Annotated in this window: 19 protein-coding genes and 1 pseudogene; 6 read left to right on the top strand and 14 right to left on the bottom strand. The window is 43.5% G+C overall.

Annotation, left to right across the window (positions count from 1 at the left end):
* Nucleotides 1-3: 3 nt before the first annotated feature.
* The 8 genes from lplT to gpt all read right to left on the bottom strand — a co-directional run bounded on the left by lplT (nucleotide 4) and on the right by gpt (nucleotide 8,857).
* Nucleotides 4-1,188, bottom strand: coding sequence for a lysophospholipid transporter LplT (lplT, locus tag WDV75_RS06700; protein WP_273558946.1), 1,185 nt, complete (start codon nucleotides 1,186-1,188; stop codon nucleotides 4-6).
* A gap of 4 nt (nucleotides 1,189-1,192) precedes the next feature.
* Entirely contained in the window at nucleotides 1,193-3,343 is a 2,151-nt protein-coding gene (aas, locus tag WDV75_RS06695; protein ID WP_273558944.1) for a bifunctional acyl-ACP--phospholipid O-acyltransferase/long-chain-fatty-acid--ACP ligase, read from the bottom strand.
* A gap of 120 nt (nucleotides 3,344-3,463) precedes the next feature.
* Nucleotides 3,464-3,994 (bottom strand): shikimate kinase AroL, encoded by a 531-nt coding sequence (gene aroL / locus WDV75_RS06690; RefSeq protein WP_273558942.1) that lies wholly within the window; start codon nucleotides 3,992-3,994, stop codon nucleotides 3,464-3,466.
* A 165-nt stretch (nucleotides 3,995-4,159) separates the two neighbouring features.
* Complete coding sequence (gene proA / locus WDV75_RS06685) at nucleotides 4,160-5,413, bottom strand: glutamate-5-semialdehyde dehydrogenase (protein WP_273558940.1); 1,254 nt, start codon at nucleotides 5,411-5,413, stop codon at nucleotides 4,160-4,162.
* Nucleotides 5,414-5,442: 29 nt separating this feature from the next.
* A complete protein-coding gene (proB, locus tag WDV75_RS06680) occupies nucleotides 5,443-6,549 on the bottom strand; it encodes a glutamate 5-kinase (protein ID WP_273558938.1) in 1,107 nt (368 codons plus the stop codon).
* Nucleotides 6,550-6,659: 110 nt separating this feature from the next.
* On the bottom strand, nucleotides 6,660-7,061 hold the full coding sequence (crl, locus tag WDV75_RS06675; protein ID WP_273558937.1) for a sigma factor-binding protein Crl: 402 nt from the start codon (nucleotides 7,059-7,061) through the stop codon (nucleotides 6,660-6,662).
* A 71-nt stretch (nucleotides 7,062-7,132) separates the two neighbouring features.
* Nucleotides 7,133-8,380, bottom strand: a complete 1,248-nt coding sequence (gene frsA, locus WDV75_RS06670) for an esterase FrsA (RefSeq protein WP_273558935.1) — start codon at nucleotides 8,378-8,380, stop codon at nucleotides 7,133-7,135.
* A gap of 18 nt (nucleotides 8,381-8,398) precedes the next feature.
* The gene (gene gpt, locus WDV75_RS06665; RefSeq protein ID WP_273558934.1) at nucleotides 8,399-8,857 is read right to left on the bottom strand and encodes a xanthine phosphoribosyltransferase; all 459 of its coding nucleotides are present in this window, start codon (nucleotides 8,855-8,857) and stop codon (nucleotides 8,399-8,401) included.
* Between the two features lie 247 nt (nucleotides 8,858-9,104).
* Between gpt and pepD the strand changes: the two are divergent.
* Nucleotides 9,105-10,564, top strand: a pseudogene (pepD, locus tag WDV75_RS06660) (beta-Ala-His dipeptidase).
* A 63-nt stretch (nucleotides 10,565-10,627) separates the two neighbouring features.
* Here the strand turns inward: pepD and dinB are convergent.
* Together dinB and WDV75_RS06650 are read right to left on the bottom strand one after the other, a co-directional pair.
* On the bottom strand, nucleotides 10,628-11,683 hold the full coding sequence (gene dinB / locus WDV75_RS06655; RefSeq protein WP_273558933.1) for a DNA polymerase IV: 1,056 nt from the start codon (nucleotides 11,681-11,683) through the stop codon (nucleotides 10,628-10,630).
* Nucleotides 11,684-11,915: 232 nt separating this feature from the next.
* A complete protein-coding gene (locus tag WDV75_RS06650; protein WP_273558932.1) occupies nucleotides 11,916-13,958 on the bottom strand; it encodes a choline transporter in 2,043 nt (680 codons plus the stop codon).
* 209 nt (nucleotides 13,959-14,167) lie between these two features.
* On the opposite strand from WDV75_RS06650, the gene betI reads away from it, so the two are divergent.
* Genes betI through betA form a run of 3 tightly spaced genes read left to right on the top strand, consistent with a single transcriptional unit; the run spans nucleotide 14,168 to nucleotide 17,976 of the window.
* Nucleotides 14,168-14,764 carry a transcriptional regulator BetI gene (betI, locus tag WDV75_RS06645; RefSeq protein WP_273558931.1) on the top strand — a complete coding sequence of 199 codons (597 nt, stop codon included), beginning with the start codon at nucleotides 14,168-14,170 and terminating at the stop codon, nucleotides 14,762-14,764.
* 26 nt (nucleotides 14,765-14,790) lie between these two features.
* On the top strand, nucleotides 14,791-16,269 hold the full coding sequence (gene betB / locus WDV75_RS06640) for a betaine-aldehyde dehydrogenase (RefSeq protein ID WP_273558930.1): 1,479 nt from the start codon (nucleotides 14,791-14,793) through the stop codon (nucleotides 16,267-16,269).
* 27 nt (nucleotides 16,270-16,296) lie between these two features.
* Entirely contained in the window at nucleotides 16,297-17,976 is a 1,680-nt protein-coding gene (betA, locus tag WDV75_RS06635) for a choline dehydrogenase (RefSeq protein ID WP_189758053.1), read from the top strand.
* A gap of 109 nt (nucleotides 17,977-18,085) precedes the next feature.
* Here the strand turns inward: betA and WDV75_RS06630 are convergent, their stop codons facing one another.
* Complete coding sequence (locus tag WDV75_RS06630; protein WP_273558929.1) at nucleotides 18,086-18,526, bottom strand: GNAT family N-acetyltransferase; 441 nt, start codon at nucleotides 18,524-18,526, stop codon at nucleotides 18,086-18,088.
* Between the two features lie 327 nt (nucleotides 18,527-18,853).
* Nucleotides 18,854-19,336, bottom strand: a complete 483-nt coding sequence (locus WDV75_RS06625; RefSeq protein WP_273558928.1) for a YtxH domain-containing protein — start codon at nucleotides 19,334-19,336, stop codon at nucleotides 18,854-18,856.
* Nucleotides 19,337-19,544: 208 nt separating this feature from the next.
* Here WDV75_RS06625 and WDV75_RS06620 point away from each other — a divergent pair, with 208 nt between their 5' ends.
* Both WDV75_RS06620 and WDV75_RS06615 read left to right on the top strand, forming a co-directional pair.
* Nucleotides 19,545-21,851 carry a TonB-dependent hemoglobin/transferrin/lactoferrin family receptor gene (locus WDV75_RS06620; RefSeq protein WP_273558927.1) on the top strand — a complete coding sequence of 769 codons (2,307 nt, stop codon included), beginning with the start codon at nucleotides 19,545-19,547 and terminating at the stop codon, nucleotides 21,849-21,851.
* Between the two features lie 111 nt (nucleotides 21,852-21,962).
* Nucleotides 21,963-22,478, top strand: coding sequence for a sigma-70 family RNA polymerase sigma factor (locus WDV75_RS06615; RefSeq protein ID WP_273558926.1), 516 nt, complete (start codon nucleotides 21,963-21,965; stop codon nucleotides 22,476-22,478).
* Between the two features lie 90 nt (nucleotides 22,479-22,568).
* Here WDV75_RS06615 and nqrM read toward each other — a convergent pair whose 3' ends face one another.
* Nucleotides 22,569-22,793: a (Na+)-NQR maturation NqrM gene (nqrM, locus tag WDV75_RS06610; RefSeq protein WP_273558925.1), complete on the bottom strand. Its 225-nt coding sequence runs from the start codon at nucleotides 22,791-22,793 to the stop codon at nucleotides 22,569-22,571.
* A gap of 17 nt (nucleotides 22,794-22,810) precedes the next feature.
* A complete protein-coding gene (locus tag WDV75_RS06605; protein WP_420497508.1) occupies nucleotides 22,811-23,794 on the bottom strand; it encodes an FAD:protein FMN transferase in 984 nt (327 codons plus the stop codon).
* Nucleotides 23,795-23,815 lie beyond the last annotated feature (21 nt).

Here is a 23,815-nt window from a genome sequence, read left to right as displayed (position 1 = left end):
AAATTAATTTTTCCGAAGCAGATCCCAAATCCACAGCCCCCCAATTGCCAAAGAAAGTAAGATACCAAAACCAATGCCAACAGCAACGACCGAAACGCCCGCCATAACGGAAACCGAATACAGTCCTAACATTATCAGCATAGCACTATTTTCGCCCAGGTTTTGCACAGCAACGGCTTTGCCTGCCCCCATCGAATGCTTGCCATGTTCTTGCAATAACGCATTTAATGGAACAACAAAAAGGCCACCAAATACGCCAAGGACGGTCAAAATTAAGTAGGAAAATACTATTGATTGCTGAGTCGCAAAAAGAATGACCATGAATCCAATTAATATCCCTGCAGGCATACAACGACGCACGGTTTTCAATGTAATAAACCGCGCAGCTAAACCTGCTCCAACAATGATACCAATCGCAACTATTGCATTCATCAATGTAGGGGTTGTATTGCCATCAATCCCCAGCACAGCAGGCACCCATGCGACTAACAGGAAGCGTAGCGTGATACCCGCTCCCCAAAATAGGCTAGTCCCTACCAGTGAGAAGCGCGTTTCCTGATGACGCCAAAGTGTCACACAAACCGTCATGAAATCCACCAACATTTTTGGGGGATTCCAACCCTTGCCTTCACGAGCCGCCGCCAGACGAGGTATAAAGAAATTCGATACGACTGCGGCACCATACAATAAGGCACAAAGTCCTAATGCCAGCACCAGGCTAATATCAGAGAGGAAACCGCCAGCAACTGAGCCAATCAAAATAGCTGCAATAGTAGAAGCCTCCATCATGCCATTGGCTTTTACCAAACGCCCACCATCTGTTAGTTCCCCCAAGATCCCATATTTAGCAGGAGAATAGGCCGCTGCCCCAATTCCCACTAAGGTATATCCCAGAAAAGGATTTATATCGATACAGATGCTGATAGCCCCAAGCAATTTGACGCCATTAGAAAAGAGCATGACACGCCCTTTTGAAAACCGATCAGCAATTTGCCCGACAAAAGGGGCAAGTATGATATAAGCCAGAACAAAAACAATTTGTAGTGCTGGCCAACTCCATTCAGGGTAAGATTCTGCCTTTAATTGGGCTAAGATGGCAAAGAACAGCGCATTATCAGCAAAAGCAGAAAGAAATTGTGACAGCAATACTGCTTTCATTCCACGGTTCAGTAGCGGTTGTGTCTCCATTTCCTTACTCCTGTTCGGCCATTTCTCTTAGGGTGACAAAATCCGGTTTGCCACAGCCGAGCAAAGGAAGTTGCTTCACATAACGAATATCTCGTGGAACCGACAACTCAGGCATACCCATTTCACGTGCCACTCCTAGCATTCTGTTTCTATTTAGATTCGCATCTGTAGTGAACAATACCAGTGCTTCACCTTTGCTTCGATCACTTCTGGTTATAGCCGCATGTAGCCCATCAGTAGAAACATGAGAAGCGATTTGTTCTACCGCGTCGAGAGAAACCATTTCCCCTGCAAGTTTGGCAAATCGTTTCACACGTCCTTTGATCGTACAGAAACCCTCTTCATCAATAGAAACAATATCTCCGGTATCATACCAACCAATTTGATTATTTCCTTCTGAGTCTTTCGCAGCGGGTGGCTCTAAACGATCAGGCGCTTCAACTCGCAGATATCCTTTCATAACATTTGGCCCGCGTAGCTGTAACCGCCCCCCTCTCTCAATACCCTGTATAGGCAGCAAGCGCGCTTCCATACCTGGTAAAATCCGCCCAACTGTTCCTGCTTTTGCCGCCATCGGTACGTTGATTGCAACTATCGATGCACATTCCGTTATCCCATAACCTTCTAAGATACGGATACCAAATTTATCTTGCCAAATTCGCTTCGTGTTTTCTGACAGTTTCTCACCCCCAGCCACGACATAACGCAGACGGGCAAAATCATAAGGGTGGGCAAAACGAGCATAATTCCCCAAGAAAGTTGACGTTGCGAACAACACAGTACAATTTTGATCATAGACCAATTCAGGCACAACACGATAGTGCAAAGGGTTTGGATAAAGGAATACCCGACTACCTGTCATTAATGGAGTAAATAGACCCATTGTTAGACCAAAAGCATGGAATAGAGGTAAAGAAGACATAAAACGATCTAGTGGAGTAAAATCAGCGATTGTTTTTATCTGCTCAACGTTTGCCAACAAACTGGTATGGCTATGAACAACGCCTTTGGGTACACCTTCTGAGCCTGACGTAAACAGGATCAATGCATCATCATCCGGTTTTTGCGCAGCAAAAATAGCTTTGGAAGGGAAAATCAAATACCACAATATCCAAAATTTATCTTCCGGCGTGAGCATGCCCTTTAAATCTTCGAGATATACCCAATTAGCTTCGGTTACTTGTTCTGGTAGATGAGCTAACTGCTCGTTTTCCAGGAATTGGCGGGAGGTTACAATAGTTTTAATGGATGCCGCTTGCATAGCAAGTTTAATGCCACGGCTTCCTGCCATATAATTCAAAAGGGCTGGCACCCGTCCTTTTAACGAAGCACCATATACGGCAGCTGCCATCACAGTTGCATTTGGAAACAGCAGACCAATTCGCTCACCTTCTTGTGTAAAGTGTTCTAAGCTCCGACTGATACTCAATATTTTTTTCAGTAATGAATGATAGCTATCTTCTTTAAAGTTCACATCTTCAATGCAGGGCTTAAAACGGCCAAAACGTTTTTGCGCAGTAAGGTAAGCATTGAATAACGTCTCCTTTGGGCGCGTCTGCATTCTCACTTCCATCATAATGGCATGGAGGTGTTCTCCTACCAAACGACGACATGTTGCTGAATCGGGTGCATCAGGCATTGGCAGGTCAATGGCAGGTAAAATCTTGAGAGTGATTTTCGGGAACCAATGCAATTTCATAATTCCTTTTAACCGACCAAAAACCGTTTGCTCTGCACCATCAATTCGGATTGGTATTTCTTTCGCACCTGATTTTGCGGCAATAAAAGCGGCACCATCATAAATTTTCATAAGGGAGCCTGTTACAGTGATCCTTCCTTCAGGAAAAATCACAATCGGACGCCCTTTGTCCACTTCTTTAACCAATGTCCTAACTGCCATTGAGTTAGTAGGATCTAAAGGTACAATATCTGCATAAGGCTTGATAAATTTGAAAAAACTGCGGGTTGCAATATTAGAATAAATAGCAAATACAGGCTTTATTGGCAGGAATAACCCAATTAACAGACCATCCAGAAACGAAATATGGTTGGGAGTAATAATGCATTTAGGGTATTGTTGTAACTGTTTGGTATCACCTTCGATTGTAATCCTAAAGAGTACACGAACAAGTAACCGAATAAAATTTAAGAGCATGTCCATATCTCAAATATAATTAATAAAATTAAAGTGAGTAAATAGGGTGATACTATAAGTTATACGGGCAATTTGTTATATAAAGCTTCCCTAAAAAATACACTTAAATGCCTTTATCCATCAAATTAATTTATTTTTCTGGTTTAGAATGTAAGACTTAATGTGAGATACGATCTCTTCTGTTGCAAGATTGGCATCGACAATAAAATGGGCACACTCCTGGTATAATGGCTCTCTTTCAACCAATATTCCTTCCATTTCTTCTATGATAGATTTCCCTGTTAGACTAGGACGTTGCGTATTTTCTGGATTGAGAGATAATCGATTACTCAAAACGCTTGCCGTTGCCTGTAAATAAATAACAATACCATTGTGTTGCATATATTGGCGATTCTCAAGCGACAACACCATTCCGCCACCTGTTGAAATGACATGTTCATTCTGGCTAACCGTTTTCAACGTTTGGCTTTCTAATTTTCTAAAATGTTCCCAGCCATATTGTTCAACAAGATCGGCTATCGTCATTTTATTCATGGTCTGAATACTTTCATCGGTGTCAATAAATTTATACGACAGCGCATCAGACAGTAACTTACCTATTGTTGTCTTTCCTGCACCCCGTGCACCTACGATGAATAGCGTTTTTTTCATTTCATTGTTTCCCCGAAGAGTCTATAAAATTAAACCTAAACATAACGTTTAGAAACCAAACGATTACACTATGTAAAAAAGCATTTTTAATGGTTCAAAAAGTCACACTTAGAATTAAGTGTGACCCAACATAGTTCAATAAAGTCTAATCAAAATAAGAGATGGTCAACTCCGCGGTAAATAATCACCATAACCAATCCACTTATATGTTGTCAGTGCATCAAGCCCCATTGGGCCACGGGAGTGTAATTTCTGGGTACTGACAGCCACTTCCGCTCCCAAACCAAATTGTCCACCATCAGTAAAACGCGTGCTGGCATTCACATATACCGCAGCTGAATCCACATGGCGCACAAAGTACTCAGCCTGTTGCAAAGATTCCGTCAATATCGCATCAGAATGGGCTGTACCATAAGTACGAATATGCTCAATAGCCAGATCGATATCACTGACAATGTCCACATTCATATCTAAAGATAACCATTCATCACAGTAATCTTCCTCTGCCACTTCAACGACAGTTGCAGGGCCATCTTTCAGCAATGTCATCGCTGATTTGCTAGCGTGTAATGTCACGCCCTGCTCTTTCATTTTGATACTCAAAACTGGCAAGAAATCGGCTGCTATTTTTTCATGCACCAATAATGTTTCCAGTGAATTACAAGCGCTTGGACGCTGGACTTTCGCATTAGTAATGATTTCCAACGCTTTTTCGATATTGATGGTTTCATCCACAAATGTATGACAAACACCAATACCGCCAGTAATTACAGGGATTGTCGATTGCTCCCGGCACAATTTATGTAACCCCGCACCGCCTCTTGGGATCAGCATATCGACATAACGATCCATTTTCAGCAATTCAGCCACCAACTCACGATCAGGTTTATTGATAGCCTGAACCGCGGCGGCCGGCAATCCACTTTGTTCCAATGCCTGCTGGATAACCTTAACCATCGCTTGATTAGTGTGGTGAGTCTCTTTACCCCCACGCAATATCACTGCATTACCGGTTTTCAGACATAACGATGCCACATCAATAGTGACATTGGGCCGGGCTTCATATATCACGCCAATCACGCCCAACGGAACTCGGCGACGGCTCAATTGCAATCCATTATCCAATAATTGCCCGTCAATAACTTGCCCGACAGGATCAGCCAAACGGCAGACTTGGCGCACATCATTGGCAATGGCATTCAGCCGTTCAGGTGTCAGTAATAACCGATCGAGTAGTGCTGCACTCATTCCCTGTTCGTGGGCTTGCTTCACATCTTGCTGGTTAGCAGCAAGAATCACTTCAATCTCCGTCTCCAACAAATCAGCAATGTGATTCAACGCTTGGTTTTTCTGACTGGTACTCAATTGTGCCAATTGCCACGATGCGGCTTTGGCTGCTTTTCCCATCTGCTCTAGCATGGTGAAATCCTTAATTCACGATCAATTCATTAAATTACGATCAAATCATCACGGTGAACCGCAACTGCGCCATATTCATAACCTAATATCTGGCTAATTTGCTGTGAATGATGGCCTGCTATCAGGCGTAGTGCATCACTGTTGTAACGGCAAACACCATGAGCCAAATCTTTACCCGATAAGCTACGGATGCAAATAACCTCACCGCGGGAAAAATCACCTTTAACGTTTTTGATCCCTTTTGGTAGCAACGAACTACCTTTCCCTATAATCGCCGCTTCTGCACCATGATCGACAATAATTTCCCCTGCCGGAGGTGCCCCAAAAATCCAACGTTTACGGTTTTCCATTGGGCTAGCCAGGCCATGAAAACGTGTTCCAACCGATTTCCCTGAGATTACATCAGCAATCACATCCGGCCTATTACCCGCGGCAATAATGACATCAATGCCAGCACGTCCAGCTACACCTGCCGCCTGAAGTTTTGTTGCCATTCCCCCCGTGCCTAACCCCGAAACGCTGTCCCCTGCCATCATTTTCAGTTCATCACTAATGTCATACACTTCAGGGATCAAGGTTGCATCAGGGTTACTACGAGGATCTGCGGTATAAAGCCCTGCTATATCTGTCAGAAGCAACAGCTTATCTGCACTTCCCAAAATAGCAGCCAGTGCAGAAAGGTTATCATTGTCACCCACTTTAATCTCTGCTGTCGCAACAGCATCATTTTCATTAATAATGGGAACGATGTGATTATCAAGCAAAGCCTGAAGGGTATCCCTTGCGTTTAAGAAGCGCTCACGATCTTCCAAATCTGCACGGGTCAAGAGCATTTGCCCGACGTGAATACCATAAATAGAGAAAAGCTGTTCCCACAATTGGATCAGGCGACTTTGCCCAACAGCTGCCAGCAATTGTTTTGAAGCAATAGTTGCTGGAAGATCAGGATATCCTAAATGTTCACGTCCAGCGGCAATCGCACCAGAAGTCACAATGATAATGCGGTGACCTTTTTCATGCTGTTTAGCACATTGACGAACCAGTTCCACAATATGGGCACGATTCAAACGACGAGAGCCACCGGTCAATACACTCGTCCCCAGTTTCACAACCAATGTTTGGCTGCCATTCATCATATTTCTGCCATTACAGTTAATTTGAAAAAACAGTGCTCAGTTTTAACAGGAGAGAGGCGTTATGCCAACTGACATAACGCAAAATTTAGCAAAAGCAGGTTAAAAACAAATTACGCTATCAATTGCGTCTGCAGGGTGACGGTGTTTTCAGATGGGATCAATGTGAGTTTGAGCGTTTCACAAGAATCAACCAAACGTTTGTGAAATGCCTGTAGCATTGATTCAAGGTACTCAAGATCGGCTTTTTTTTTGATCTTCATGACACGCCATTCACCCTGTTTATCGAATAAGCCTATCTGATAGTTATAAACAAAACCTTGATCCTGCTCTTCTAACTCCAACCACCATCCCCAAAATTCGCGTTTTTCTGGCGCTACTTTGGCACTGACACAAACAGCTAAACAGTCAAAGAAAAAATAACCATTTTGGCACTTTAATTCACGTACATACGGCCCTAATGCAGAAAAGCGCTTTAACAACCTATTTTTAGAATAACTGACAGGTAAAGTCATACAAAGGTCTCCTTATATACAGAATACCTTTGTATCAAACGATTAAAAAATATCAAGTGATAAATTTAATTTTATAAAACTTTATCTTTCAACCATACACTTATCTCGTGTAATGCCTTATTGAAACCACTATAAACTGAGGTTGCAGGAATAGCTCGTACTAAACCTTCCATTGATGACATCGCAATCAACGTTGAGTCTTTCCTTGGGCTGAAAATATCATCTTCCCAATACACTGAAAACATGGGCACAGTACAACGACGGCCCAATAGCCCTTGATTCTTCAACGAATAACACGCTAATTCTGAACGTAATCTCTTTTCATCAACGTGATAAATACCTAAACGACTGGCCAAGACGTCAATATACATTGACGGGATTTTCTGCTGTAATTTTTCATCATGCAGTAATTCATGCACAATCGGGCCTACCACCGATACGCCTTTAATCAGTTTCGGTTCCAGATAAGCAAGCCGAACAGCGATATTCGCCCCAAAACGAAAACCAAATACGCCTACACGGGTATGATCAATCCATGGCACGCTATCTAGTTGTTGTAAAACTTGTTGATGAAGTACGCAGGTATCCTGCGTTAACGTAAATTTAGCGGAATAACCAACAGAAGGCATATCCAGTGTTAACATGGCAAAGCCAAGAGGCGATAAGTATTCACGAAACAACCGCCAGCAATCACTCTGGACATTATCAAGGCTGGCACAAACTAATATCGTCGGACAAGGTCCTGGTACATGGGAAGGCAGGTGTAATAACCCGGTAACGCTTTTGCCCCCTTCCAACTGGAATTCCAGCTTTTTTAATTCGTAGTCAGAAAAACGCGCCGCGTTTTCATAGGCTTTATTAGCCAACACAATGGCCTGATCGGCCAGTTCATCACCGCGCAAATGAGGATAAGCTGCAATACTATATAGCGTTGCAGCCTTTAACCAACATGACCCGGCTTTTTCCGTATCTTCAGTATGCAACGCTTCCTGTTGCCAGTACATTGCCTGCTGAGACCACTCAAATGCCCAGTTTCCTTTACGATAGCCGACCACAGTATCCAACAAATGTTCAGTACTGCGTTCGGCATCCGTCACGGCAATCCGGCTGAGGACATCTTGAATTTCTAGCGGATTTACCCCCCTCCAGATCCAAGCGAGCCAATTAATCATGCGATACCACCGCTCGCGGCGCTCCCCACCAAGCATACTATCACTGGTAGTTACGGACTGTGGGCGAGTATATTTTACCAGTGTAGAGGTCTCCCGATGTTTAAACCGAGGCTTAAACAGCGATTCTGAAAGGTTTTGTTTCGTCATGGCAAAAGAAAAATCTTACTACTTTTCACAAACGGGTGGAACGAACACGACTCCCATATCCCAAGGCTGCTCAATCCATGTGTTTTGGGGAATGTCAATAACATAATCATCCACAAGAGGGCGCCCGGCGGGTTTGGCAAAAATCGTTACAAAATGCGCTTTCGGATACATGTCACGGATTGCCTGGGCTGTACCCCCAGTATCAACCAGATCATCAACAACAATGAACCCTTCACCGTCACCTTCCGCTTTTTTTAATACTTTCAACTCGCGCTGGTTATCGTGATCATAGCTGGAAATACAAACCGTATCGACATGGCGAATTCCCAACTCACGAGCCAGTAACGCTCCCGGAACCAGACCACCACGGCTAACGGCAATAATGCCTTTCCACTGTTCTACGGGAAGTAAACGTTGCGCCAATTGACGGGCATGCATTTGCAACATATCCCACGTTACAACATATTTTTCACTCATAAAATTAGATCCTGGAAACTAAAGAATATTTCAGAAAAGCGTTTTTTGCGGAAAAAAGGTTGCGCGAGATTATAGTGATTTGAACCAACAAAAACCAGTAAAAACAGGGGAAGCCCTCATTCTCACAGCCCATTGCTGACAATAAAATGATATTCTCAAGCCTAGGGTCAATGCAGATGATAAAAACTCCCTGATGCACCAAACATTACCATTTTTCTCACCAAGATTCAGTTATAGGAGATTCGCCGTGTCCGAATTATCAACGCTATCCCCACAACCCTTATGGGATATTTTTGCCCAGATCTGTTCCATTCCTCATCCCTCTTATCATGAAGAAGCTCTCGCATCCCATATTATTGCGTGGGCAAAAAGCAAAAGATTCCATGTAGAGCGGGATGAAGTGGGTAATATTTTGATCAGAAAGCCAGCGTCAAAAGGTATGGAAAATCGCAAGGCGGTTGTCCTTCAAGCACACCTTGATATGGTTCCACAGAAAAATAACGATACTCAACACGATTTCACAAAAGATCCTATTCGCCCTTATATCGATGGTGACTGGGTTACGGCTGATGGTACAACTTTAGGCGCAGATAACGGTATTGGTATGGCTTCTGCTCTGGCCGTTTTGGCGGACGAATCCGTTAAACATGGACCATTGGAAGTTTTGCTGACCATGACCGAAGAGGCCGGCATGGATGGTGCATTCGGCATGAAATCTGGCTGGCTGCAAGCTGACGTTCTGATCAATACAGATTCAGAAGAAGAAGGCGAAATCTACATGGGTTGTGCAGGCGGCATTGATTTTTTCACAACCTTACACCTGTCCCGTGAAGCGCTGCCAGCTAACTATAAGACACTACAATTGACGATTAAGGGATTAAAAGGCGGTCACTCTGGCGGTGATATTCATCTGGGGTTAGGTAACGCCAACAAATTACTGGCTCGTTTCCTGGCCACGTATTCCGACGAGTTGGAACTGAAATTAATTCATCTGCAAGGTGGAACCCTGCGTAATGCTATTCCTCGTGAAGGTTCTACCGTGATTGCGGTTCCTGCTGACAAAGTTGAAAAACTCCATCAATTGAAAGATAACTATCTGGAGACATTGAAAAACGAATATTCGTCGTTGAAAACAATCTCACTTTCTTGTTGGATGAAACCAAAGCATCATCACACGCATTAACCACGGATTGCCAGACACGCTTCATATCCATGCTCAATAGTATGCCGAATGGTGTTATTCGTATGAGCGATGTTGCCAAAGGTGTGGTAGAAACTTCGCTAAACGTAGGCGTTATAACCATGGACGAAGAGAAAGCCGAGGTTATTTGCCTGATCCGTTCACTTATCGAAAGTGGCAAGGTTTATGTTGTTGAAATGCTGCATTCTCTGGCAAAACTGTCTGGAGCAGAAACCGTAGCAAGTGGCAGCTATCCGGGCTGGCAACCTGACGCCAATTCGCCCATCATGCATTTGGTGCGTGAAACTTATCACCAACTCTTCGATAAGACACCGAATATCATGGTGATCCACGCGGGTTTGGAGTGTGGCCTGTTCAAAAAACCGTATCCTGATATGGACATGGTTTCTATTGGACCAACTATTCGGGGTGCTCACTCCCCTGATGAGAAAGTACACATTAAGAGTGTCGGTCAATATTGGCAGCTACTCACCGCAATTCTCAAGGCTATTCCGGCTAAAGAATAATAGAAAATTATATTGCCGCTCCCCTGCCATCTTGTTTGTGGGGGAGATTGCGTCCTTTACACCTTACCATTCCAATAAAAGCTGCCGCTCCAGTTGTGGGTTTTGTAACGTCACCTGCAACCCAACCAGCCTGACTCCCCGCCCTTCCCTGCGTGTTTCCCAAGCCTGCTTTGCTATTTGGATCAGATCGCGTTTATCCAATATAGGATGGACATGTTCCTGTGTTGTCAATTGAAAATCGTCAAACTTTAATTTGATACCTTGACGAGCTATGCGGAGATCGGGTTTTACCTTTTCCAATCGTTTTTTCAGTTCAGGATAAAGTTTTTCAATGAGTTCAACACATTCATGCCATTCATGGATATCCTGTGCCAAAGTTTCCTCCACCCCAACGGACTTACGCAAACGTTCTGGCGTGATCTGTCGTTCATCAATACCATGACAACGCTGCCAAAGCGTCAAACCAAACTTACCTAAACTTTTTATTAGTGCCAGCTTGTCATAACGCTGCACGTCAGAACAGGTCGCTAACCCCATGTCTGACAACCGTTTAGCGGTGACCTTTCCAACACCGGGAATTTTGCATAATGCCAGCGACTTAATAAAAGTTTCAACTTGTTCAGGAGAGATAACATACTGCCCATTGGGTTTATTGATATCAGACGCTATCTTGGCTAAAAACCTCACTGGTGCTACACCAGCCGAGGCCGTTAACTGCAATTCATCAAAAATGACCTGACGGATTTCTTGAGCAATCAACGTGGCGGAACCGTGACAATAATGGCAATCCGTCACATCCAGATAGGCCTCATCTAAAGAAAGTGGTTCGATCAACTCAGTATAATGGGAAAAAATTCGACGAATATGTTGAGACACTTCTTTATAATGCGCCATTCTGCCAGGGATGACTTTCAATTGAGGACAAAGTCTTAATGCCGTAGCCGTAGACATCGCACTATGCACCCCAAAACGGCGGGCAGGATAATTTGCCGTACTAATGACGCCCCTTCGATCAGCGCTTCCCCCGACAGCAATGGGAATATTACGGAGTGATGGATTATCCCGCATTTCAACGGCAGCAAAAAAGCAATCCATATCAATATGAATAATTTTGCGCATCTGATCTCCTCACATCAAAATACTGTATAAATATACAGAAAGAGATCATGAAACTCTAGTCAATTTTTCAGCAAAACTTCAACGAACGGATTTCTTCGAATGTAAACAGGCATTCGACTCCCGCCAGGATGAAATAAAATCATTCTCTGTTTTAATAAAAAATCGCCTGTCATTTCAGATAACACAGGCGATTTTTTTATCCTTTACTCTATTTCGCTTATCTTCCTGCCAATTAACCTCCACTAGGAAAAATCAATGTCTGTCCCGGTGCTTCTCGGTTTAAGTGAATAAAATTCAGATGTTTTTCATAGTGGTCAAGAATATCGCTAATGATTTGCTCTTTGGTATAGTCCATCAAATCATTACCCTGTGTTCCTTCCATCAGAAAAGTCTCCAACCGATAATAGTGAGACTTACCCGCTCTCGCCCGATAGGTAAATCCAGGTACAGAATAGCGTTGCGGCCAGATTTGATAGATAAAATTCTGTTCATCCCCTAAATCAACAATTAATTCTAGTGGATTCAGCCACTTGTTCTCCTTAGCTGGCAGTGCATTAAACTGCACTTTCGCACCACGTACAACTAACTCTTTAGCCACTTCTAACATCGCGGGACGGCACACCATATCCAGCATTCGCTGAGTATTTTTCGTACCAGGAAAGTGCATCATACGGCTCAAACGCTGTTTCCAATTCAATGAGCCATTGTCATGCATAAGAGTGGGGGAGGTATTTTGCAGCGAGCTGGCTTTACGAAAATCCTCTACCCGCAAAGACTTATATAGCCCCGCCATGACAAAGAAGATCACAAAACTAAAAGGTAGTCCCATGATAACCGTGGTATTTTGCAAAGCAGGAATACCATCCGTCATGAGGATACCCAGCGTTAATACACCGATTGCCACCGACCAAAAGATACGCAACCAATTTGGTGCATCATTATTGATATCACTTAGATTAGAGGTGAAATTTCCCAGCACTAACGAACCAGAATCCGCCGACGTGACATAAAACAGCAATCCGGTAATGGTGCCCACAGAAGCACTGAACGTGAATGCCGGATAAAGTGCCAGCAAACGATAAAAACCTTGTTCTGGGTGTTGTAACACGGTTTCCGCCAACTGGCGATTACCATGCAGAATTTCATACAACACACTGTTACCAAAAATCGATAGCCACAGCAGTGTAAAAACAAATGGAATGACTAATGTTCCCATAACAAACTGGCGAATCGTTCTGCCACGGGAAATGCGCGCCAGAAACAGCCCTACAAACGGCGACCAGGCCACCCACCATGCCCAGAAAAACAGAGTCCAGTTATTCATCCATTCAGTGGGGCGTTCAAAGGCAAAACTGTTCAGCGTCATACTCATAAAACGGCTGATATAATCCCCGACGTTCTGCACTAATCCGTTAAGCAGGAATTCGGTATCGCCCATAAACAAAATGAATAAAACCAAGCCAAGAGCCAGCAGGACATTCAATTCAGACAAAAACCGAATGCCTTTGTTTACGCCGGAAGTTACGGAGATAATGGCTATCACCACAGATAATAGTATCAATCCTCCCTGGATCCCCAATCCTTGCGGTAAGTCGAAAAGAACTTTCAGACCATAATTCAACTGCACAACCCCAATTCCCAGCGTCGTTGCAATACCAAAAATGGTCCCTATTACTGCCGCAATATCCACCGTATGACCGATTAATCCTTTAATGCGATCACCAAAAATAGGATAAAGTGCCGAGCGGATAGTCAAAGGCAAATTATAACGATAACTAAAATATCCCAGTGCAATTCCCATCAAGGCGTACATAGACCAGCCCGTCAGGCCATAATGGAACAGCGTCCACACCATCGCCTGACGAGCTGCTTCAATAGTTTCCCCTTGACCCGTTGGTGGCTGCATATATTGCGTGACAGGTTCAGCCACCGAGAAAAACATCAAATCAATGCCGATCCCAGCGGCAAACAGCATCGCCGCCCAACTCAGCAAACTGAATTCCGGCTTAGATTGTTCCGGTCCCAATTTGATTGAACCAAAACGGGAAGCCGCGATAAAAACAACAAACACAATGTAAAGCGTCGCAGCCAGTAAATAATACCAACCGAAAGTTTTAGACACCCAATTCAGTGTATTTTTTATCCAAATACTGGTTGCATCTGTGAAAAAAATAGTGAACAGAGAAAATGCAATAATCAGTCCGGCAGAGGTAAAAAAAACGACAGAATTCAGGGTGTCCTTCTGGGTGTTTTTTGGACTGTCTTGTGTATTCATAGGCAGTTCCTGAAATTAATAGCATTAAAACAGATGAAAAACATAATTCATATAACAGTTTGAATTAAATATAAAATTTAAGATACCTTAAACAAATTCACTCCCTCATTGTAAAATTATTGTGATAAAACATATTTAATTTTGATTGAACATTCAATTAAAAAAAAGTTTAATACTGCCCGAATAATTGATTTTCTGAGCATAAAATCATGCCAAAAATTGGAATGCAGTCGATAAGAAAACAACAACTCATTGATGCAACATTAATCGTTGTGAATGAAGTGGGAATGCAGGAAGCAACTATTGCACAAATAGCCCGAAAAGCGGGGGTTTCCAACGGAATTATCAGCCACTATTTCAAGGACAAGAACGGCCTATTAGAAGCGACCATGCGTTATCTATTGCATCAGTTAAAAATAGCTGTCGCACGCCGATTACGCTTGCTAGATAACGCAACGCCCACGCAAAGGTTGAAAGCCATTGTCGAAGGGAATTTTGATACCAGCCAGATCAACAGTGCAGCAATGAAAACCTGGTTGGCATTCTGGGCAAGTAGCATGCATCAACCAAAGCTGTATCGGTTACAACAAATCAATGAGCGCCGTTTGCATTCCAATCTTTGTGTTGAATTTAAACGTGCCATGCCAAAAGCAGAAGCGCGGCTAGCTGCACAAGGTCTTGCTGCATTGATTGACGGCATTTGGCTGCGAAGTGCATTAAGCAAGAAGCCTTTTGATATAGCAGGGACATTCAAAATTACTATCGATTACATCGAACAGAAACTCGGAGCATCTGATAAGTTCTGACTTGGATAGACGCTTAAGGAGAATCTATGACCTATTTTGGATTACAAAAACTTTATATCCACGGTGCTTATGTTGATAGTACCAATCCTAATAATACAATTTTTGACGCAATTAACCCAGCTAATGGTGACGTTATTGCTCAATTTCAGTCTGCAACAAAACAAGATGTTGATTTAGCAGTCGAAAGCGCCCATAAAGGACAGCAAATCTGGGCAGCCATGACCGCGGTGGAACGTTCACGGATCTTACACAAGGCGGTGAATATCTTGCGTGAACGCAATGATGAACTGGCTGAATTGGAAACACTGGATACCGGTAAACCCCTTGCTGAAACCCGGCAGGTTGATATCGTCACAGGTGCCGATGTACTGGAATACTATGCGGGATTAATTCCAGCCCTTGAAGGCCAGCAGATCCCATTACGTGAATCTTCTTTTGTGTATACACGCCGTGAACCATTGGGTATCGTAGCAGGCATCGGCGCATGGAACTACCCTATCCAAATTGCCCTGTGGAAATCAGCACCCGCACTGGCTGCCGGTAATGCCATGATTTTTAAACCAAGTGAAGTCACCTCTCTTACCGCTTTGAAGTTGGCTGAAATCTACACCGAAGCCGGTTTGCCTGATGGTGTTTTCAATGTGTTGACCGGAGCCGGCCATGAAGTCGGACATTATCTGACTGTTCACCCTAAAATCGCCAAAATGTCTTTCACCGGCGGTATTGTGACCGGCAAAAAGGTGATGGCAAATGCTTCCGCTTCTACCCTAAAAGAAGTCACGATGGAATTGGGTGGTAAATCTCCACTAATCATTTTTGATGATGCCGATCTGGATCGCGCTGCTGATATTGCCATGATAGCCAACTTTTTCAGTTCAGGTCAGGTTTGTACGAATGGGACACGGGTCTTTGTCCCCAAGGCACTGCTTCCACCGTTTGAAGCAAAAATTCTTGAGCGTGTTAAGCGCATTCGAATTGGCTCACCTCTTGATCCCAACACTAACTTTGGTCCGCTGGTAAGTTTTCCACACATGGAGTCCGTTTTACGCTATATCGAAAACGGTAAAAACAGCCATGCCCGCCTGCTGTGTGGTGGTGAGCGTCTGCTGGAAGGCGAATTAGCAAAAGGGGCATTTGTTGCACCGACAGTATTCAGTGACTGTACCGATGATATGTTGATCACACAGGAGGAAATCTTTGGGCCTGTGATGTCTATCCTGACCTATGAAACGGAAGATGAAGTCATTACCCGAGCCAATAATACCCATTATGGCCTGGGTGCAGGATTAGTCACCAAAGATCTCTCCCGCGCACATCGTGTGATCCACCGGCTAGAAGCTGGGATCTGCTGGATCAATACCTGGGGAGAATCCCCGGCAGCCATGCCTGTCGGTGGCTATAAACATTCTGGTGTTGGCCGGGAAAATGGACTGGCTACACTACAAAATTACACACAAACCAAATCAATACAGGTGGAATTAGGCAATTTTGAATCCCTATTTTAATCCACGCCTGAAACAGAGGAGATAACAATGGTTTTTGATTACATTATTATCGGTGCTGGTTCAGCGGGTAACGTGCTTGCAACTCGTTTAACGGAAGATACCAATGTGACGGTCCTGCTGCTGGAAGCCGGTGGACCTGATTACCGGTTCGACTTTCGTACTCAAATGCCAGCGGCGCTGGCATACCCCTTGCAGGGAACCCGTTATAACTGGGCTTATGAAACCGATCCCGAACCCCATATGAATAACCGACGCATGGAATGTGGGCGCGGTAAAGGGTTGGGGGGATCTTCACTTATCAATGGCATGTGTTACATCCGTGGCAATGCACTGGATTTTGATCATTGGGCAACCCAGGCAGGGCTGGAAGACTGGACTTACCTTGATTGCCTTCCCTATTTTCGCAAAGCGGAATCAAGGGATATTGGCGCAAATGACTATCATGGTGCAGACGGGCCTGTCAGTGTCACGACACCCAAAGCAGGAAATAATGAACTCTTTCATGCAATGGTAGAAGCAGGTGTTCAGGCGGGTTATCCCGTTACTGACGATCTGAATGGCTACCAGCAAGAAGGTTTTGGCCCTATGGATCGTACCGTTACCCCTCAAGGACGCCGCTCCAGCACAGCCCGTGGCTATCTGGATCAAGCTCGTTCACGCGCCAATCTCACCATCATGACTCATGCGTTAACGGATACCCTCGTCTTTGAAGGCAAGACAGCTGTTGGCGTCAATTTTTATCAAGGCCATAGCTCAACGTTAACCCAGGCAAAAGCACGTAAAGAAGTTTTACTCTGCGCTGGTGCCATTGCATCGCCACAGATTTTGCAACGTTCAGGTATTGGTCCCGAAGAAGTATTGAACGAGCTTGGTATTTCTGCTGTGCATGTCTTGCCTGGTGTTGGACAAAACCTGCAAGATCACCTTGAAATGTACTTGCAGTATGAATGCCTCAAACCCATTTCCCTTTATCCCGCATTGAAATGGTACAACCAACCTCAAATTGGCGCTGAATGGCTATTCAAAGGAACAGGTATTGGTGCCAGCAATCAATTTGAAGCCGGTGGCTTTATTCGCACCGATGAAAAATTTGCCTGGCCAAATATTCAGTTTCATTTCCTGCCTGTTGCTATTAATTACAATGGCAGTAATGCCATCAACCAACATGGTTTTCAGGCTCATGTTGGCTCTATGCGTTCCCCAAGCCGTGGTCGGGTGAAAATTAAGTCGCGAAACCCACGTCAGCATCCCAGTATTTTATTTAACTACATGTCAACAGAACAGGACTGGCAAGAGTTCCGCGCGGCTATTCGCATTACGCGGGAAATCATGGCACAACCTGCGCTGGCGCCTTATTGTGGACGTGAAATCAGTCCAGGTGTTGAAAATCAGTCAGATGAACAGTTGGATGCCTTTATTCGTCAACATGCTGAAACCGCATTTCACCCCTCATGCAGTTGCAAAATGGGGACAGACGAAATGGCAGTTGTGGATGGTCAAGGAAGAGTACATGGCATTGAAAACCTACGTGTTATTGATGCTTCTATTATGCCAACCATTATTACCGGTAATTTAAATGCCACAACAATCATGATGGCTGAGAAAATAGCTGATAACATCAGGGGAATCTCTCCTCTGCCACGCAGTCAGGCAAAATATTATGTTGCCAATAATTCCCCTGTCCGCCAATCGGTCAAAAATAGTTAATCAATTCATTCTCACAAAAAGTAGATAAATCACTAATACGGGAAATTGAGATATTCAAGGAATACTCATTTTTCCCGTATTTATATTACTCATAGTGATTATTATCTTATTACGATATTAAATTCAAAGTCATAAAGATATGTTCTGCACCTTCTTCCAAATAAATCTCACCCTGAGCTTGATAACCAAGGCTTTCATAAAATGGTTGAGCATGGCATTGTGCAGATAGAATGATAGTCTCAATGTTATTTTTTCTGCCGTAATCTTTAATAAATTCCATAACCTTACGACCTATTCCTTGACCACGATAATGTCTCAATACTGCAACCCGCCCAACTTTGAGCATGTTATTATCTTTCTGAATTGCCCGTAATACGCCTATTGGCTTTTCACTATCAAATACCACCACATGCAAAGCGATATCATCATATTCATCAATATCAATCTCTGCATCAAATCCCTGTTCATCCGTAAATACTTGTTTGCGAATGGCAAATGCTTGCTGAATTAATTCGGGGTTCTGTCTTCCTATGCTGTACTTTATTTTCATTATTATATCCTGTTTATACACGTTACCTTTCACGTTGCTCATTATAAGACAACATAACTCATTGTTTCTCCCCGCTTCGCGGGGAGAAAAATATGCATATTGAAGTGAGATGGGTATATACGCATTAAACTTCAATTTACAACACACCATGAAACCTGATTTCTCTCCGCTTCGCGAGGAGAAATCACCCGCATCTTGAAGTAAGTCAAGCCAGAATAATAAACCAAGACTTGGTTTAAATTGAAAATAATAAGGGCGACCGTTGTTAGATCACCCTTATGATGCAATCCACTTTATACTAACAATAGATTGAAGTAAGAAGATAAATTACTTTTCCTCTTTTTTATCACTGTCATCTTTAACATCATGACCTTTAAGACGATTGATTAAGTCATCTGCCTTTTTATCAGCCTCAGACTTTATTTCTTCCGTCTTCGATTTCATCGTATCTGAAAGCTGATCGAGTTTATCATTAGCCTGATGCCGGATATCATCCGTTTTCGCTTTCATCACCTCCATCACATCATTCGCTGTTTTAGTCGCTTGACTCTGTATATCCGTCGCAGCTTCCTTTGACTTATCAATCAAACTATGGCCTTCGCGCGAAGCATTTTCCTTTATCTCCTGTGCACTTTTTTTCGCATTATCCATTATGCCCGTGGCCGTTTTTTCAGCATCAGTTGTCTTTTGTGCTGCGCTTTCTTCAGTTTTCTGAACCGGATCTTCCGCTTTTTTAGATGCGTCATCACAGCCAGCGATCAAGGCTACGATAGCAGCCAAGATCAGAGAACCAAGGATCTTTTTTTTCATTGACGAACCCCTTTGTACGTAAGGAAATTGAACTTAAATTTCAATGCCAAAAATCACCCAATCCATGGGATAAATCTCATTATCGTATGGTATGCTTCCCAAGATCACACACAAACAAAAATAATTCTCATTTTTATTTACCTTTTTTAATTTCTCAGGTGACTTATTACTTTGAAAATATTTCACTTGATCACATTTCAGGAAATTTATGGCAAATAATAGTCAAAAATTAGAAAAACGCCCAATCGCTACCACAGTTCAGAAAATTTTAACCGGTACATTAGTATTGGGAGCGGCATTCTCCAGCGCTGTTTACGCAACTGAAGATCCCAAAGAACAAAAGTCAGAAAAGAAAAATGAGGTGATAAAATTACCCACACTTTCCGTTGTTGAAAGTTTGCGCAACAGCACCAGTGCGGGAAGTTCTGTGCTCAAAAAAGCGGATATTGACCGTACCCAAGCCGATAATATTGCCCAGTTACTCGACCAGCTTCCTGGTGTTTCAATGTCAGGCTCTCCACGCCCTGGTGGGCAAACACTGAATATCTGGGGAATGGGCGACCAGGAAGATATCAAAATCACGTTGGACGATGCGCCAAAAGGATTTGAAAAATATATGCAGGGTTCCGTCTTTATTGAGCCTGAATTAATCAAACGAGTCGAGGTTGATAAAGGGCCACACAATTTACTTAACGGCAATGGTGGATTTGGTGGTTCGGTCAAACTGGTGACAAAAGAAGCGAACGATTTACTGCGCCCCGATGAAGATTGGGGGGGTTTTGTCAAACAAAGCTACCACACAAATGACAGACAGTGGATCAATAGTGGCGCACTATACGGCAGGGATCCCGATGGCTTTGCCGATGGGTTGCTCTATGTGAGCAAGCGAGATGGGCACAATATTAAACGCCCTGATGGCACACATTTTGAGTATTCACAAAATAACCAAATATCTTATTTATTGAAAACCAACTTTTATCCCAGTGACGCTCATACGATTAGCCTATCTGCCATGCGATCTGAATCGGATGGCTGGCAACCCTGGGCGGCTAACCGTGATAAGATGACCGCTCCATCACCCAAAGATGTAGAAAAATACGGTTGGGATGGCGCCTGGAAGAGAAAATTGGTCTTTCGTGATCAACTTGATCAGAACTACACTGCCAAATGGAATATCGCACCAGAAAATAACCCGTGGTTAAACCTGACGATGCTCTATGCCTATTCCAAAACCAAGCAAGACGATACTCGCCCAGAAAATGCTTCCCCTTATTTTAGTAGCTCAATGGGTAATAAAAGCTGGGTTGATTACACCGATAATCTGATTGATATCAACAACAAAAGCGTATTCTCAACCGGTATGATTAAACACGAATTACTGGTGGGAACCCGTTGGCATAAAAATGAACGCAATGTGCTGATGTTCAATAAGGACAAAATAAAAAACAAAAACTATAACTATGGTTATTATCAACCAGGCTATATGCCTGCTGGCGATCAATTCGCTTACAGCTTCTATCTGCAAGATTCCCTGAAGATAGGCAGCGTCACCGTCACACCGAGTGTTCGTTATGATCATGTCAAAAATAGGGGTAAAAAAAATAACGCGCCACTGTATAACGATACATCGCCAGAATCTAATCATGACTATAGCAGTGTAACCTATACCGGCTGGTCACCCCATTTAGGCATTCTGTGGCAAACAAATAAAAACCTTTCATTGTTTGCAGATATCAGCCGTACATGGCGTGCACCAATAGTTGATGAACAATATGAGGTACAAGGGAACATTAGTAGCCTTAGAGGTTCCAGCCGCGATCTTGCCGTCGAAAGAATGGCAGGAATACGTCTTGGTGCAATTCTCGATTTCGATAACTTGATACTTGAAGATGATAGCCTGCAAATCCGTACCACCTTATTCCGTAACCGTGGTAAAGATGAGATCTTTAGAAGACGCGGTATTTACTGTAAAGCCCAACTTGATAGTGGATCAAGTAATTCATGTAGAACATCATTGGGAAATTACCGCAACTTGCCGGGATATACGATTGAAGGCTTAGAAATAGAAACGTTCTACGACAGCTCCACACTGTTTGGAAAATTATCGTTCTCTACTATGCGTGGGCAACGTGACGCTTCTCCACGTGATCCGTGGTTAGGGCATAAAACCTGGATTGCGGAAATACCGCCAACTTCTGCCCATGCCATGTTAGGGTTTAAAATTCCGCAATGGCAGATGGCAATGGGATGGAAAGGTGATTTTATCCGCAAACAAGATCGCTCCCCTATAGATGGAGATCCAAATGCAGATTCTTGGTCACTACCTAAAAGTAAGGGCTACGCCCTGCACGGCCTGTTTGCAAGCTGGCGTCCTTCTTTTATAAAAGGATTTGAAGCACGGGTCACTGTCGATAATCTGTTCAACCGTGATTACTATCCGTACCTGGGAGCGCCAGGAGAGACGATTTCAGGTATCGGCCGGAATTACAAATTCAGTATCTCACAGCAATTCTAACTGACACGTTCCTAACCCTCTTAACCTAAAGAGGGTTAGACTACATTGACTTCCGCCCAGCAAATACAAATAATAACTATTATCAGTTATATCCCATCAGGCAATATCATTATGGCGGTGCAAAAAAGCACATTTAAGCACAATCAAATCACCCAGAAACTCTATACCGATTATCATCACTGGTTACGCAACTGGATCAGACAAAACAGTGCTTGTCCCTATCAGGCTGAAGATCTCGTCCATGAGGTTTTCATCAAATTGATGCAATCTTCGGATCTTGAAAATATCCACCAGCCAAGAGCCTTTTTAATGACGATAGCGCGCAGAACCCTCTCCAATTACTGGCGCAGGAAAAAACTGGAAGACCATTATCTGGAATATGTCAGTGAACAACCTGAAATCTCAGCAAACTCTTCTGAGAATCAACTTATGCTGTTAGAACAGCTAGAAAAAATAGATGAAACATTGGATGAACTTCCGGCAAAAGTCCGACAAACATTTCTGCTTATCCAACTCCAGGGCTTACGTTATCAAGAAGTTGCGGAAAATTTGGGTATCTCAATAAGCTCGGTGAAAAACTATTTACACCAAGCCCACAGGAAATGTCATTTTTTTAATACACATTGAGCAGTCATATCTCTAAACAAACAACCCCGCTGTTTATCTGGCAGCAGGGCACTTGTTTTAACTACAAATTTACTTGACGGAAAAACAGTGTCAAAGAATACGATTCTTCTCTAACTGTGCCTGACGGGCGGTTTCCCTCGCCATGCGTTTTTTACGGGCATCGCAAGGTTCAGGACAATCACACACTTTTTCTACGCCGATGCTTCCCAAACCACCACAGCTTCCCTGAATGCTTTTGCGCTTAAAAATATAACCCAGCGCCATGCCAGCAAAAGCCAGCAAGAAAAAGATAAAAGTAGCAATAAAGATTTCCATCGCCTTTTCCCCCTTTCTTATTTCTTCTGTAAGTATGCCTTAAAGGCGGTATTATAACGCTCTTCAAAACCGTCTTTGGTTTTGACGATCATAAAGACCGGAATATTCAGCTTCTCAGCCACTTCCATGCCTTTCTCTGGTCCCAATACATCCAGGCCAGTAGAAAAACCATCAGCGCTCATACAAGTTGGTGCTATCACGGTAATTGAAACCAAATTATGCGTTATTGGCTTGCCGGTTTTCGGATTAATGGTGTGAGAATAACGCACGCCATTCTGTTCAAAATAGTTGCGGTAATCACCCGATGTTGCCACAGACATATTGCCCGGCTCAATAATCTCCTGAGCGCTCTGTGCCATGCCACTATCCGATGGTTTTTCAATCGCTATCCGCCATGGATTTCCTTTGCCATTGTTGCCCGATGTGCGAACTTCACCACCAATATCAACCATGTAATTTTTGATATTTTGGGATTCCAGATACTCAGCAACAACATCAACGCCATAACCTTTGGCGATGGAAGAGAGATCAACATAAAGCTCAGGGATGGATTTAACCAAATTATTGCCTTCAACAGACAAATTATCGATCCCCGTCCAGGTACGGCGCATCGCTAATTCTTCATCCGTCGGTGCCTTGGTAATGCGCCCTTCCGGCCCAAATCCCCACAGATTTACCAGTGGACCAACAGTCACATCCAGTGCACCTTCTGTCAGTTTATTGATACGAATAGCTTCCTTGACAACTTTTGCTGTAGCGGCAGATACCGGAAATGGTTTATTCACTTCACGGCTTTGATTAAAACGACTCAATTCAGAATTTGGCCGATAAGTAGACATCTGATCGTTCACTTCTTCCAGCAGGCGATCGATCTCTTTTTGCAGGTTTTCTGGGGCAGGTGTCGATGAATCAGCAACATATTTGACGGAGTAATAAGTCCCCATCGTCTGCCCATTCAGGTTTTGCTGTTTAGGGCCACCACATGCCGCCAGCATCATCATTGCAAACAGCAATGCTCCCCA

The organism is Xenorhabdus griffiniae (genome assembly GCF_037265215.1).
In the GTDB taxonomy this organism is placed as follows: Bacteria; Pseudomonadota; Gammaproteobacteria; order Enterobacterales; family Enterobacteriaceae; genus Xenorhabdus; species Xenorhabdus griffiniae.
The sequence above is the reverse complement of the archived record's forward strand: the minus strand, read 5'-3'. Positions and strand labels throughout refer to the sequence as shown.